Raw genomic sequence first — 13021 nt, forward strand, 5'->3', positions numbered from 1 at the left:
GATGTCATTCAGTATGACCGGATACGGTCAATCCGCCTTTCATTTTGGCGGCTATAAGGTACAATTAGAGATCAAATCTGTTAATCATCGTTACTGCGAAGTGATGATGCGTCTGCCAAGAGAGTGGACGTATTATGAAGATGGTTTGAGGAAGATCGTACAGAGTCGTTTGAAACGTGGGCGGATTGATGTTTATGTAATGAAAGAAAAAGAGGAAGACCAGGCTCTTCCCGCTGTTCTGAATGAACAGACGGTCAGGGCCTATCTGCAGGCTGCAGAGCAACTGGAAACCCAATATGGAATGCAGGGCAAACCAAGTATTGTGGATATGCTTGGGCTGCCGGACGTCATGGTTCATTCGGATGGGACAAGTTCCATTCCCGAAGAGCAGAAGGACGAATGGGAGCGAGTTTTGCAGGAAGGATTGAAAGAGGCTCTGTCCAGCCTTGAACAGATGCGCGCTCGCGAGGGTCTTCATCTGGCCAGTGATCTGGAACGGAGGATTAACCGTCTGGAGTCACTGCATACCGAGATGCTTGATCTTGCACCGACTGTGGTAAGTGATTACCGCAACAAGCTAAGACAGAGGCTTACGGAAATGCAGGAAGAAGGCTCTTTCCCTTTTGATGAGCATAAATTGGGTATGGAAATTGCAATGTTTGCCGATCGTTCTAACATAGAAGAGGAGCTTACGCGTCTACAGAGTCACTTTGGACAGAGCAGGGAACTGCTGAAGAGTGATGAGCCCGTAGGTCGTAAGTTGGACTTTCTAATTCAAGAGATGAATCGGGAAGTCAATACGATTGGATCAAAAGCCAACCATTTGGCTCTGGTGAATCGTGTTGTCGAGATGAAGGCGGAGCTGGAGAAGATTCGTGAGCAAGCTGCGAATATCGAATGAACGGCCACATTTCGGCAAAAGAGTCGCATGTATAGGGGGAAGAACCTGATTATGGCAATCAAACTCATTAACATTGGATTCGGTAACATCGTATCGGCGAACCGGATTATATCCATCGTGAGTCCGGAATCGGCGCCGATCAAGAGAATTATACAAGAGGCAAGAGATCGTCACATGCTGATTGATGCAACGTACGGAAGACGTACTCGTGCCGTAATTATTACGGATAGCGATCATGTCATTCTGTCTGCGGTTCAGCCTGAGACGGTCGCCCATCGTCTTTCTTCGAAAGATGATGATAACGACGAATAAAATGGAGTGTAATATGTCTAAGGGATTACTGGTAGTGTTGTCCGGCCCATCTGGGGTCGGGAAGGGTACTGTATGCAGCGCTTTGCGCAAACGGGTGCCGGAATTGATCTATTCCGTATCGGCGACAACCCGTCAGCCTCGTCTTGGTGAAGAACATGGTGTGAACTATTTCTTCAGAAGTCATGAAGAGTTCCAAAACATGATTGCTGAAGATCAATTGTTGGAACATGCGGAGTATGTTGGTAATTATTACGGAACACCGCGTGATTTTGTAGAGAAAACGATTAACGAAGGCCGCGACATCATTCTGGAGATTGAGGTTCAAGGCGCGTTAAAAGTGAAAGAGAAATTCCCGGAAGGCATCTTTGTTTTCCTGCTTCCTCCTTCATTGGACGAGCTGAAAGATCGCATTCAGGGCCGTGGTACCGAAAGCCAAGCGACCATTGATCACCGGATGTCCGTGGCGGTTGATGAAATCAGTCTGCTGGAGCAGTATGATTACGCTGTTGTTAATGATGAAATTGATTTGGCGTGCAAGAGAATAGAAAGCATCATAATCGCCGAACATTGTAAGATCAATAAATAATCCCTTTTGCCGCTGCAGAATGCGATATAAGTGGGGCAGTTGTCATATCATATACTGAAGCACTCCTTCTCGGGATGCCCGGGTGTGAAGACATGCCACATCAGTTCTGTCAGGCGGCAACTTGTGATTATACTAATGCGAAGAGGTGTTTGTTAATATGCTGTATCCTTCTATTGATGAAATGATGAACAAAGTCGACAGCAAGTATTCCCTTGTTGTTGCTGCTTCCCGCCGGGCTAGACAGCTACGTGAAGGTGAAAAATCGGATTTAAGAGGTGCGAGATCCCATAAACAAGTTGGCGTTGCACTGGAAGAAATCTATGGAGACCTGCTCGTTGTCATCAAAGGACAGGACGAAGAAGAAGAGTAAGCCGCCTGCGGCTGCTCTTCAACTGCATACGGCGCAAGCCGGATTAATTGACAACCGCGAGGTTGTTATTTTTTTACGAATAAGCATATTTTAACGGAATCTTACTTAGACGTCGTATAAATATCGGGGGAAATAAACATGTTGAACGGTAAAAAAATCGTGCTTGGTGTGACTGGCGGCATAGCCGCTTACAAAGCGGCAACATTATGCAGCAGACTGGTACAAAAGGGAGCGGATGTTCATGTAATTATGACAGCTTCCGCTACACAGTTTATTACCGAATTGACGCTGCAAACGTTGACCCGAAACACCGTATATACCGATACATTTGATGAGCGTGAACCAGCAGTTGTATCTCATATTCATCTGGCCGATCTGGCGGATCTTGTTCTGGTTGCTCCGGCAACAGCCAATGTGATTGCCAAGATGGCGCATGGCATGGCAGATGATATGCTCTCAACAACTCTTCTTGCGACGACAGCCCCTGTCATGATTGCTCCAGCGATGAATGTACATATGTATGATCATCCAGCTGTAAAGCATAATATGAACCTGCTTGTTGAACGGGGCGCCATGATGATTGAACCGGGTGAAGGTTTGCTTGCGTGTGGATATGTGGGCAAGGGACGTCTGGAAGAACCGGAGAGCATTGTGGATGTGGTGGAACGTTTCTTTGAACAGCGCGAGTCTGCAGACATTAGCCAGCAGGGACAAGCTTCATTGTTACAAGGCAAGAAGGTTGTTGTTACGGCTGGAGGTACCATTGAGCGCATTGACCCAGTACGATACATTACGAACGATTCATCTGGCAAAATGGGATTTGCCATAGCTGCAGCTGCGCGTGATCTGGGGGCGGATGTGAAATTGGTTATGGGCAGTACCCAAGCCAAGCCACCGGAGAACGTTGAGCTGATCCCTGTACAGTCTGCACAGGATATGTATGAAGCCGTAACACGCGAGTGGGACGATGCTGATATCGTGGTTAAGGCGGCGGCAGTTGCCGATTACCGTCCAAAGGAAGTTTATACCGAGAAGATCAAGAAGAAAGGCGACACGCTGTCGCTCGAACTTGTTAAAAATATAGATATTCTTGAAACGCTGGGCAAACAGAAGACCCATCAGTTTTTGATTGGTTTTGCTGCGGAGACTCAGTCGGTTGAGATGTATGCACGTGAGAAATTGGAACGGAAAAACTGTGATCTGATCGTAGCCAATGATGTAACCCGCACGGGTGCAGGATTTGGAACAGACACCAACGCGGTACATATCTATGACCGGGAAGGTTTGTTGGAGGAGCTTCCAGTGTTGGCCAAGGACGATGTGGCTCATCGGTTGCTCCGGATTGCGGCGGAGCGCATTGCCGGGAGGAATTAGGATATGGAGATTGCCAAGGTCATAGTCGATGTTCCCGTGAAGGAAACAGACCGGCCGTTTGATTACCTGGTACCTGAATCGATGAAGGAATGGATCGAGATTGGCAGCCGGGTGGGTGTACCTTTTGGGCATCGGACGGTGCAGGGATTCGTGATTGATCTTGTGCCGCGTACCGGAGAGGAATCATTCAAGCTTAAGCAGATTCAGGAGTTGCTGGACATTGTTCCCCCGTTGTCAAAGGATTTGGTTGATTTGGCTGAATGGATGAGTGGACGTTACGCCAGTAACCGGATTTTGTCATTGCAGGTCATGGTGCCGACGGCATTGAAAGGGAAAGCAGAGCGATACATCTCGCTGGGAGATGCACTTGATGGACAGATGGCGGGTGCACAACCGGATGATGAGGTGTTATTTGTTTGGGGAGAAGAGTCTACGACCGAGAAAGTACAGCAGGATATCATCCGTTTTGTCAAAAGTCGGGGTCAGGTACCGCTGCAACAACTGAGTCGAAAATATCCCAATCATGCTGCACTAATCAAGAAATTATTGCTTGGTGGTGTACTGCTGGAGAGTCAGGCCATCAAGGACAAGTTAAATAAAAAAACGATGAAGTCCGTTGATCTGGCTGTAGATATTGCTGCTGCGCAGGAAGCACTTGCTTCATTCCCGGCGAAAGCACAGCGGCAGAAGGAGATTCTGGCTTTTTTGCTGGAAATGAAAGAACTGCTGCCCATGCCGATGAAAGAAGTGTTATCTACACTGCAGGTATCAGCCGCAACGATTAAGGGTCTTGAGGAAAAGGGATTGATCGTCACCGAGGATGTTGAGGTCTTCCGTGACCCTTATCAGGGCAGGACGTTCAAAGCGACTGAACCGCTGGTTCTGACCGATGAGCAAAAACTTGTCTACGACAATATCAATGGCCGATTGCAGGAACAACGGCATGGAGTATTTTTGTTACATGGTGTTACGGGAAGTGGCAAAACGGAAGTCTATCTCCAAACCATTCAACAATGCATCGAACAGGATCGGCAGGCTATCGTACTGGTGCCCGAGATTGCACTCACACCACAGATGGTAGAACGTTTTAAAGGGCGATTTGGGGATCAAGTTGCTGTTATGCACAGTCGTCTGTCTGGCGGTGAACGTTATGATGAATGGCGCAAGATTCGTGAGGGTCAGGTGAAGGTTGCGATTGGGGCGCGTTCAGCCGTATTTGCTCCATTCAGTCGGCTTGGGTTGATCATTATGGATGAAGAACACGAGACTTCCTACAAACAGGAGGAAACTCCGAAATATCATGCTCGTGATGTAGCGGTAAAAAGAGCACAGCAGCATCAGGCCGTGGTTGTTCTGGGTTCAGCGACACCTTCGCTGGAAAGTTATTATGCGGCACGCTCGCAGAGCAACGATGATTTTGCACCACTCTTGCTGGAGATGCCAACACGGGCATTGGGTAACAAGCTGCCAGAGGTGCGAATCGTTGATATGCGCGAAGAGTTGAAGGATGGCAACCGCTCCATGTTCAGCAGGGCTTTGCACAAAGGGCTGGAGGAGCGCTTGGAACGTGGTGAACAGACGGTGCTTCTGCTGAATCGCCGTGGGTATTCGACCTTTGTCATGTGCCGAAGTTGTGGATATGTGGCAGGTTGTCCCGAATGTGATATTTCACTGACGTACCATCAGCGCTCGAATAATCTTCGTTGTCATTACTGCGGGTATGCGGAAGCCGCTCCGGAAGTGTGTCCGGATTGTGGAAGTGAGCATATTCGATACTTTGGTACAGGTACACAACGGGTCGAGGAAGAGCTTGCGAAGCTATTTCCGGGTATTCGGGTCATACGGATGGATGTGGATACAACAACGGAAAAAGGGGCTCACGAGAAGCTGCTGAAACAATTTCGTGAGAAAAAGGCTGACGTATTGCTTGGCACCCAGATGGTTGCGAAGGGACTTGATTTCCCGGATGTGACTCTGGTTGGCGTGATAACAGCGGATTCAGCATTGAATTTGCCTGATTTTCGTGCTGCCGAAAAAACGTTTCAGTTACTAACACAGGTAGCAGGCCGAGCGGGTCGGCACCAATTGCCTGGTGAAGTGTTTGTTCAGTCCTATACGCCGGAGCACTACTCCATTGGTCATGCGAGTCAGCATGACTACGTGTCGTTTGTACGTGAGGAACTGCTGCACCGTCGCAATCTACAATATCCGCCATACTGTCGCCTGATTCTGGTGACCTTTTCGCATGAGCAGCTTCCGGTACTGATTCGTCTTGCGGAGAACTACACGCGGATACTGAAAGAGAAGGCTAATGCGGCCGGATGGCTCGGCAGTCTGGATCGTTTCAGCAATGATGCCTTTGATGTATTAGGGCCGGTAGCGTCCCCGATTCCTCGGATCAAGAATAGATACAGATTCCAATGTATGATAAAATGGCGGGGGGATGTAGACGCCATAGGACTCGCTCTGGCAACAGCCCGGCGCATGGACGATGATGTTCAGGCGCAGAAATTGCTTATTAGTCTGGATGTAGACCCGCAAATGTTAATGTAAGCATTTTGCAGCGATGCGGATGTAAACAAGCGGTATAAACATAGATTAAAATGAATACCCCAAAAATACAGAATATCGTCCTGAAATTATGATGAGGATTAGGAAGGTGCTTACAACATGTCGATTCGCATTATCGTGCAAGAACCAGATGAGGTGCTCCACAAGAGAGCCAAAGAAGTAACCAAAATTACACCAAACGTACAAAAATTGCTGGATGATATGGCTGATACCATGTACGATGCGGAAGGTGTAGGTCTTGCTGCGCCGCAGGTTGGAATTTTGAAACGTCTGATTGTTATTGACGCAGGTGATGAGCAAGGGCTGATCAAGATGATTAACCCGGAGATCATTGCAAGTGAGGGAGAGCAATTTGGACCGGAAGGTTGCTTGAGTATCCCTGGAATTAATGGTGATGTTCGCCGTTTCGAGACCGTTACGGTTAAAGGGCTGGATCGTGAAGGCAAAGAGTTGATTATTACGGGTAGCGGCTTGCTGTCCCGTGCATTCCAGCATGAAATTGATCATCTGGATGGCGTACTCTTTACGGATATCGCCGAGAAAGTGTACGAAATTGCGGCCGATCAAACGGGACCGCGTCGTAATTAAGGAGTGATCGATTTGAATATTGTTTTTATGGGAACACCTGAATTTGCAGTTCCTTCTCTCGATATGCTGATGGCAGAGGGATACAATGTGGTGGGTGTGGTGACTCAGCCTGATAAACCACAGGGACGCAAAAAAGTACTTACGCCAACACCGGTTAAGGCCGCGGCAGAACGCCACGGTCTGCCGGTGTTTCAACCTGTTAAATTGCGTGATCCGGAAGCCGTAGCCCGCTTGGCTGAATGGAAGCCGGATCTGATCGTGACCGCGGCCTTTGGACAGATTCTGCCCAAAGCCGTGCTGGATATGCCTGTTCGTGGTTGTGTGAACGTGCATGGATCTCTTTTGCCGAAATATCGGGGAGGAGCTCCGATTCAACGTTCCATTATTAACGGAGAATCCGTGACAGGGGTCACATTGATGTATATGGCTGAAGGCCTGGACACCGGAGATATGATCTCGCGTGTGGAACTACCAATTACGGATGAAGATACATCCGGATCGATGTTTGATAAATTAAGTGAGGCGGGTTCCAAACTGCTTCAGGCAGAAATGCCCCGATTGATTGCAGGCGAGACAACGGCGGTCCCTCAGGATGATGCCGAGGCTTCATATGCTCGCAATCTGACTCGGGATGATGAGAAAATGGACTGGAGTCGTACTTCACGTGAACTGTTCAATCAGATTCGTGGTCTTGTGCCGTTCTCCGGTGCATTTACGATGTGGGAAGATCAGGTCTTCAAAGTCTGGGCTGCGGCTAACCCCAATCAAGTAGATCTGGCAACTTCTTCGGATGCTGGACAAGCAGAGCCGGGAACCGTCCTGCAATTGGGCAAGGCAGGGATCGAAGTTCGCACAGGCGATGGGTCCCTCTGGTTGACTGAAGTGCAACCTGCAGGCAAAAAGGTGATGCAAGCCGCTGACTTTGCCCGTGGTGGTACACTGAAACCTGGAACGGTGCTGCGATGAGTGGTAACACACCAGGTCGTTTGTCGGGAAAAAGTCATAAAGCCACAGGAAATGCATCCGGGCGTGAAGGAAACCGCCGCCCGAATTCGGGAAAATCGGGTGGTCCTGGAAATGCTTCTGCATCCCATTCTGCCTCAGGTGGTGCATCTCGCTCCCAGAAACCGAAAACATCTGCTCGTGCATTGGCAGTCAAAGTTCTGAGTGCTGTTGAGCAAGATGGAGCATACAGTAATCTGGAGTTGAACCGTCGTCTGAAAGAGGCGGATTTAAGCCCTGCGGATGCTGGACTAGCTACCGAATTGGTGTACGGAACAATCGCTAGATTGAATACACTTGATTATTTTCTGGAACGTTACGTCGCCAAAGGAGTATCCAAACTGCAACCATGGGTTCGTAGCCTGCTGCGGATCAGTGTATATCAGATGATATACCTGGATCGTATTCCGGAGCATGCCGTGGTGAGCGAAGCGGTTAATCTGGCGAAAAAACTGGGCCATCAGGGAATCTCGGGTATGGTGAATGGTGTACTGCGCAATATGATTCGCAATCGGGATGAACTTCGTATTCCAGAACATCTGCCCGTGGCTGAACGTATTTCACTTGAACATTCCCACCCGTTATGGATGGTTGAACGTTGGATTGCCCACTTCGGCGAGGAGACAGCGGAAGCCATCTGTCGTGCGAATAATGAGCCGCCAGCAGTGAGTGTGCGAGTTAACACAACAATGACCACACGGGAGAAACTGATGCATGAGATGGCAAGCACAGGTGCAATTGTTGAAGCTTCTCGCCTGAGTTCCGATGGTATTCTTGTACGTAGTGGCGGAAATATGGCTCTAACGTCCTGGTATCGGGATGGCTTGTTCTCTGTACAGGACGAAAGTTCCATGCTCGTCGCTGAAGCCGTTGCGCCGGAAGAAGACCAACTTGTATTGGATTGCTGCGCAGCTCCAGGTGGTAAAACAGCTCACTTGGCGGAGAAAATGCACGATCGTGGTCGTATTGTCGCTAACGATGTACATGCTCACAAGCGCCAGCTGATCCTGGATCAGGCGGAGCGTCTTGGTCTGAGTTGCATCGATGCTGTAACGGGAGATGCCCTTGATCTGAACGAGCGGTACCCGGAAGCGTCGTTTGACCGCATTTTGCTGGATGCACCATGTTCCGGTCTGGGTGTTATTCGCCGCAAGCCAGATGTAAAATGGACCAAATCCGTAGAAGATATCGAAGATATCGCAGGCTTACAGCGTGAACTGCTTAATAGGGTTGCGCCGTTGTTAAAACCAGGGGGTATTTTGGTTTATAGCACATGTACGATTGAGCCTGCTGAAAATGAGGATATGGTTGCAGATTTCTTGAATCGACATCCGGAATATCGTCCAGCAGAAGCATCCGTTTGGTCTGAATCGGAGACAGCAAACTTGAAGGTTGTAAACGGAGGCGTTCAGATTTTGCCACAATACGCTCACAGTGACGGATTTTTCATCGCACGACTAGTGAGAGCTAGATAGTTTCTAAAATTATTAACAGTATTGTCGCTTTTAAATGATTCTTTTGAAAGGTTAATTGTAGTTAGATGATTTAACTTATCCGCCATAAGCGATTTTGGCGGATTTTCTTGTAGTTGCATTAATGCCTATACTATAGTGAGTATGGAACTTCGGAATTACAAGATTATAATTTTTTATATCGAGTAAAAAAACGATAGGCTTCTTCCCAAGCTGATTCTGGTGTACTTGCCCAACCAGCTGCCTCGTTACACCAAGTACTAGTGTACACATACAAAACCCAATAATATGGCTGCTTATTGTTATCACTGTTGTTTGGTGTTACTCCAATCTCAACTTTGTAAGCAGGTTGTTGCATAGCAGCACTTCCTTCCTTACTACATATTCTTAACCATATGAGGAGGATATACACGATATGTTACCCGAAAAGTACAATCAAGACTTAGATCAACTAAAGAAAATAGCGCAAGAACAAGAGAATCAGATCAATTTCTCTTTTGTTGCTATTACCATTAAACCCAAGTCAGAAGAAATTGAGAGTGTTCTGGAATTTTTTGAAAAAAATGATATTGAAGTTATTTTTTCTGATGTCGAGCCAGATCATATTGAAAACACAGAAAATTTAGATTCTGATAATAAGATAAAACCATTTGATCCCAACAAGATTGATATCAAGATGGATAAAATGACGATTGACTCGCTAATTAGAAGAATTGAAGATGAGGCTTTCGAATTCACTACAGATTTTCAGAGGAAGGCTGGATTGTGGAAAAATGTCCAGAAAAGCCAGTTGATTGAATCCCTATTGTTAAGAATACCTCTACCGGCTTTCTATTTTGATGCAAGTGATGAGGAAAAGTATTTGATTATTGATGGACTTCAACGCGTCACAACGATTAAAGAGTTTGTGGTTGAGCAGAGTTTTGAGTTAATTGGTATGGAGTTCTTAAAAGAGCTCAATGGTCTCAAATTCAAGGAGTTGCCCCGTTCTCTTCAAAGAAGGATTGAAGAGACGAACATTAATACTTATTTGGTTAGCCCCACTACACCTTCAAATGTTAAATTCAACATCTTCAAAAGAATTAATACTGGAGGACTGACGTTAGAAGCACAGGAGATTAGAAATGCATTATATCAGGGACATGCGACAAAGTTTATTAATGAATTGGCAAAACAACCTGCTTTTTTAAAGGTAACTGATGGTAGCATCAAAGTAGATAGAATGCTTGACAGAGAATTTTGCTTAAGATATGTTGCTTTTACTTGTCTGCCACTAAGCTCGTACAATGGTGTGGTGGATGATTTTCTAAATGATACTATGGTCTATCTCAATGAAACAACTGCAAATGAAAGAGAAAGAATTACGAGTAGTTTTATTCGTGTTATGACGGCATGTCATAATATCTTTGGAAAACACGCTTTTCGAAAGATGTCTCTTGATGGAAGAAGGAGACCCATAAATAAAGCACTCTATGAAACTTGGTCACTTGTTATTTACAGTTTTAAGAGTTCGGATAGTTTAGATATTATTATCAATAATAAGTATCTTATCCAAGAAAAGTTTATTGATTTATGTGAGCAGCATACATTTACAAATGCTCTCAAAGGAAGCGAACGTAGTTCCGTTAGTCTTAGAATTAAGATGGTGCTGGATCTTGTTAAAAAAGTGCTTGAGGAGGAGCGAACGCATGATTAAAAATGTACAACTTCAAAACTTCAAATGCTTCGAAACTTTAAATGTAGAACTGTCCAACCTTAATGTTCTGTGCGGAATTAATAGTATGGGTAAATCTACATTAGTTCAAGCTCTACTCTTATTGAGACAATCCTACGATCTTGGATCGATCTCGCATGGACTTCATCTCAATGGAGAGATGGTCAACATTGGGATAGGCGTTGATTTACTTTATCGTGACAGTAACCGAGATGAAATTAGTGTAGATATTACTGCTCAGAGTCATAATTTCCATTGGAATTTCGATTACTCTAGAGATTCGGATTATATCAAGCTTATATCCGAATCAATTGATCATAGCGAATTTGAGACGTTGAATCTTTTTCAACCCAATTTTAGTTATATCTCGGCTGATCGCATTGGACCACAACGCTTTTACAAAAAATCATACCATCAAGTTGTTGAGAAAAAGCAAGTCGGTTACAAAGGAGAACTATTCGCCGACTATCTAGCTGAAGGTGGTCTGGACGAAAAAGTGTCCAACAGTAGTGTTTTGTATAAAGGTACGGACAATGGTTTGCTTTTGCAAACAGAAGCTTGGTTATCCGAGATCAGTCCGGATATAAAGTTAGGAATAGAAGAAAATAAACAAGTCGGTGTTGTTGGTGTCTCATATGCAGTTGGTGGTGCCTCTTACTCTTTCAATCCATTGAATGTGGGCTTTGGAATAAGTTATGTTCTACCTGTCATTGTATCTATATTGAAGGCGAAGCCTGGTGATTTAATTATTATTGAAAACCCAGAGGCTCATTTGCATCCTAAAGGGCAGCGGAAAATGGGGGAACTTATTGCCAAAGCTTGTGCTGGTGGTGTACAGATAATCGTGGAGACGCATAGTGATCATTTGTTGAATGGTTTTCGCCTTGCGGTAAAAAAGAAAGAACTTGATCGCAATATGATCAGAATAAACTATTTTTATCGTTATCTTTTGGAGAACCGCTTAATTCATGCAAAATCTTCGCCAGCTATTCTGGATGATGGCAGTCTTTCCGATTGGCCAGATGGTTTCTTTGACGAGTGGGATAAGGCAATTGAGGAGTTGTTCTAGGGGGAGAGGGTATGAATATTGTTATAAATGAATTGTCCCTATCAAAGGTAAATAATGTACAGACGCCACAAGAAGCTAGAACGATCATCAATCAATGGGTTAACTTGTTACACGGACTTATTTCACATATGGGGATTAAGAGTTTTATCGTTACAGAAGATTTTTATTCTTTTTCTGTAACTCGGGACTATGGTATTCAAGATTGGTTTAAAGACAGTAATGTCGCCAAGAAAGATAAGGACTTTATGCGAGTTGTCCTAGGTAATAAATGTCAACGTGTGCATGAAGAAAATTATATTTTAAGTGATTTTAAAGTGCGTGTAGGAGAAGAATCAATCCGAGGTATAGGCTGTCTTATAGCTTTTGAATTAGGTGGTAAGAACATTAGCTTGAATACCCATTCGTTGTGGAATCATCATAAAATTAAAGGCGAGTATATGTTGTTAGATCTTGATACAGATGACATACAATGCACAGAAGAGCAGATAGATAATCTTTTCCACTCTGACCAAATTACGTTACTGCAAGATGAAGTCCTGGAGGACACCTTTAAATATATTTCTTCAGGACAAGATTTATGGGAAAAAAGAACTGTTTTGTTCCCCCACTTAGAGTTCTGCGAAAGTGTTAAATATCAGTTGGTTGAGGATTCTCAAAATTTTCATATCAAGCAAATTTTGGCGAAATTCCGACGGATGAATATGTATTTTGGTAATGAAGATACAGAGTACAATCCGCATATTTTGGGCATGAAAGCTCGTACAGAATCTGAATCGGTACAACAAAATCCTAGTTTAAAACAACAAAGATTGTTTTGTAAGCCCAATGGGGAGACGGCTTATTTTTTTGACCACATTAGTTTCACAGGGAACTACAGCGGCAGAATACATTTTCTTCCCGACAAAGCCAACCAAAAATGCTACATAGGATATGTTGGAAAACATTTAAAAACAAAACGATTTTAATTCAATAATCATATTCAATAATCATAATTTTTGTTAAAGGCGACCAGATTGGTCGCTTTTTCCATACTACAGATCGACTTGCTCCGAACCTATTCTA

13 protein-coding genes are annotated in these 13021 nt (G+C 45.1%); 12 read left to right on the plus strand and 1 reads right to left on the minus strand.

The window, feature by feature from the left end; all coding sequences use genetic code 11:
- The first annotated feature begins 1 nt into the window (after position 1).
- From NSQ38_RS15350 to rsmB, 9 genes are all read left to right on the plus strand, one after another.
- A complete protein-coding gene (locus NSQ38_RS15350) occupies positions 2-901 on the plus strand; it encodes a YicC/YloC family endoribonuclease (protein WP_339782756.1) in 900 nt (299 codons plus the stop codon).
- 51 nt (positions 902-952) lie between these two features.
- Complete coding sequence (locus NSQ38_RS15355) at positions 953-1213, plus strand: DUF370 domain-containing protein (RefSeq protein ID WP_006209218.1); 261 nt, start codon at positions 953-955, stop codon at positions 1211-1213.
- Positions 1214-1226: 13 nt separating this feature from the next.
- Positions 1227-1799 carry a guanylate kinase gene (gmk, locus tag NSQ38_RS15360; RefSeq protein ID WP_017687445.1) on the plus strand — a complete coding sequence of 191 codons (573 nt, stop codon included), beginning with the start codon at positions 1227-1229 and terminating at the stop codon, positions 1797-1799.
- Positions 1800-1956: 157 nt separating this feature from the next.
- Complete coding sequence (gene rpoZ / locus NSQ38_RS15365; RefSeq protein WP_091028645.1) at positions 1957-2169, plus strand: DNA-directed RNA polymerase subunit omega; 213 nt, start codon at positions 1957-1959, stop codon at positions 2167-2169.
- Between the two features lie 138 nt (positions 2170-2307).
- Complete coding sequence (gene coaBC / locus NSQ38_RS15370) at positions 2308-3543, plus strand: bifunctional phosphopantothenoylcysteine decarboxylase/phosphopantothenate--cysteine ligase CoaBC (RefSeq protein WP_339782758.1); 1236 nt, start codon at positions 2308-2310, stop codon at positions 3541-3543.
- Positions 3544-3546: 3 nt separating this feature from the next.
- Positions 3547-6096 carry a primosomal protein N' gene (gene priA, locus NSQ38_RS15375; RefSeq protein WP_339782759.1) on the plus strand — a complete coding sequence of 850 codons (2550 nt, stop codon included), beginning with the start codon at positions 3547-3549 and terminating at the stop codon, positions 6094-6096.
- Positions 6097-6213: 117 nt separating this feature from the next.
- A complete protein-coding gene (gene def, locus NSQ38_RS15380; protein ID WP_145322836.1) occupies positions 6214-6702 on the plus strand; it encodes a peptide deformylase in 489 nt (162 codons plus the stop codon).
- A 12-nt stretch (positions 6703-6714) separates the two neighbouring features.
- Positions 6715-7668 (plus strand): methionyl-tRNA formyltransferase, encoded by a 954-nt coding sequence (gene fmt, locus NSQ38_RS15385; protein WP_339782761.1) that lies wholly within the window; start codon positions 6715-6717, stop codon positions 7666-7668.
- Positions 7665-9179 carry a 16S rRNA (cytosine(967)-C(5))-methyltransferase RsmB gene (gene rsmB, locus NSQ38_RS15390; protein ID WP_339782764.1) on the plus strand — a complete coding sequence of 505 codons (1515 nt, stop codon included), beginning with the start codon at positions 7665-7667 and terminating at the stop codon, positions 9177-9179. Before fmt ends, rsmB begins: the two co-directional genes overlap by 4 nt.
- Positions 9180-9342: 163 nt before the next feature.
- On the opposite strand, the gene NSQ38_RS15395 is transcribed toward rsmB, so the two are convergent.
- Complete coding sequence (locus NSQ38_RS15395) at positions 9343-9534, minus strand: hypothetical protein (protein WP_339782766.1); 192 nt, start codon at positions 9532-9534, stop codon at positions 9343-9345.
- Positions 9535-9591: 57 nt separating this feature from the next.
- Here NSQ38_RS15395 and NSQ38_RS15400 point away from each other — a divergent pair, with 57 nt between their 5' ends.
- From NSQ38_RS15400 to NSQ38_RS15410, 3 genes are read left to right on the plus strand one after another with little or no spacing between them, the layout of a single operon-like run.
- Positions 9592-10872 carry a DUF262 domain-containing protein gene (locus tag NSQ38_RS15400; RefSeq protein WP_339782768.1) on the plus strand — a complete coding sequence of 427 codons (1281 nt, stop codon included), beginning with the start codon at positions 9592-9594 and terminating at the stop codon, positions 10870-10872.
- Positions 10865-11959 (plus strand): DUF3696 domain-containing protein, encoded by a 1095-nt coding sequence (locus NSQ38_RS15405; protein ID WP_339782770.1) that lies wholly within the window; start codon positions 10865-10867, stop codon positions 11957-11959. Before NSQ38_RS15400 ends, NSQ38_RS15405 begins: the two co-directional genes overlap by 8 nt.
- A gap of 11 nt (positions 11960-11970) precedes the next feature.
- Complete coding sequence (locus NSQ38_RS15410) at positions 11971-12924, plus strand: hypothetical protein (protein ID WP_339782772.1); 954 nt, start codon at positions 11971-11973, stop codon at positions 12922-12924.
- The last annotated feature ends 97 nt before the right edge of the window (positions 12925-13021 follow it).

This window comes from Paenibacillus sp. FSL R7-0313 (assembly GCF_037969885.1).
Lineage (GTDB): Bacteria > Bacillota > Bacilli > Paenibacillales > Paenibacillaceae > Paenibacillus.

Coding starts and splice junctions, on each gene's coding strand:
- NSQ38_RS15350 (WP_339782756.1), top strand. CDS start 2: ATGTCATTCAGTATGACCGGATACGGTCAATCCGCCTTTCATTTTGGC.
- NSQ38_RS15355 (WP_006209218.1), top strand. CDS start 953: ATGGCAATCAAACTCATTAACATTGGATTCGGTAACATCGTATCGGCG.
- gmk (WP_017687445.1), top strand. CDS start 1,227: ATGTCTAAGGGATTACTGGTAGTGTTGTCCGGCCCATCTGGGGTCGGG.
- rpoZ (WP_091028645.1), top strand. CDS start 1,957: ATGCTGTATCCTTCTATTGATGAAATGATGAACAAAGTCGACAGCAAG.
- coaBC (WP_339782758.1), top strand. CDS start 2,308: ATGTTGAACGGTAAAAAAATCGTGCTTGGTGTGACTGGCGGCATAGCC.
- priA (WP_339782759.1), top strand. CDS start 3,547: ATGGAGATTGCCAAGGTCATAGTCGATGTTCCCGTGAAGGAAACAGAC.
- def (WP_145322836.1), top strand. CDS start 6,214: ATGTCGATTCGCATTATCGTGCAAGAACCAGATGAGGTGCTCCACAAG.
- rsmB (WP_339782764.1), top strand. CDS start 7,665: ATGAGTGGTAACACACCAGGTCGTTTGTCGGGAAAAAGTCATAAAGCC.
- NSQ38_RS15395 (WP_339782766.1), bottom strand. CDS start 9,534: ATGCAACAACCTGCTTACAAAGTTGAGATTGGAGTAACACCAAACAAC.
- NSQ38_RS15400 (WP_339782768.1), top strand. CDS start 9,592: ATGTTACCCGAAAAGTACAATCAAGACTTAGATCAACTAAAGAAAATA.
- NSQ38_RS15405 (WP_339782770.1), top strand. CDS start 10,865: ATGATTAAAAATGTACAACTTCAAAACTTCAAATGCTTCGAAACTTTA.
- NSQ38_RS15410 (WP_339782772.1), top strand. CDS start 11,971: ATGAATATTGTTATAAATGAATTGTCCCTATCAAAGGTAAATAATGTA.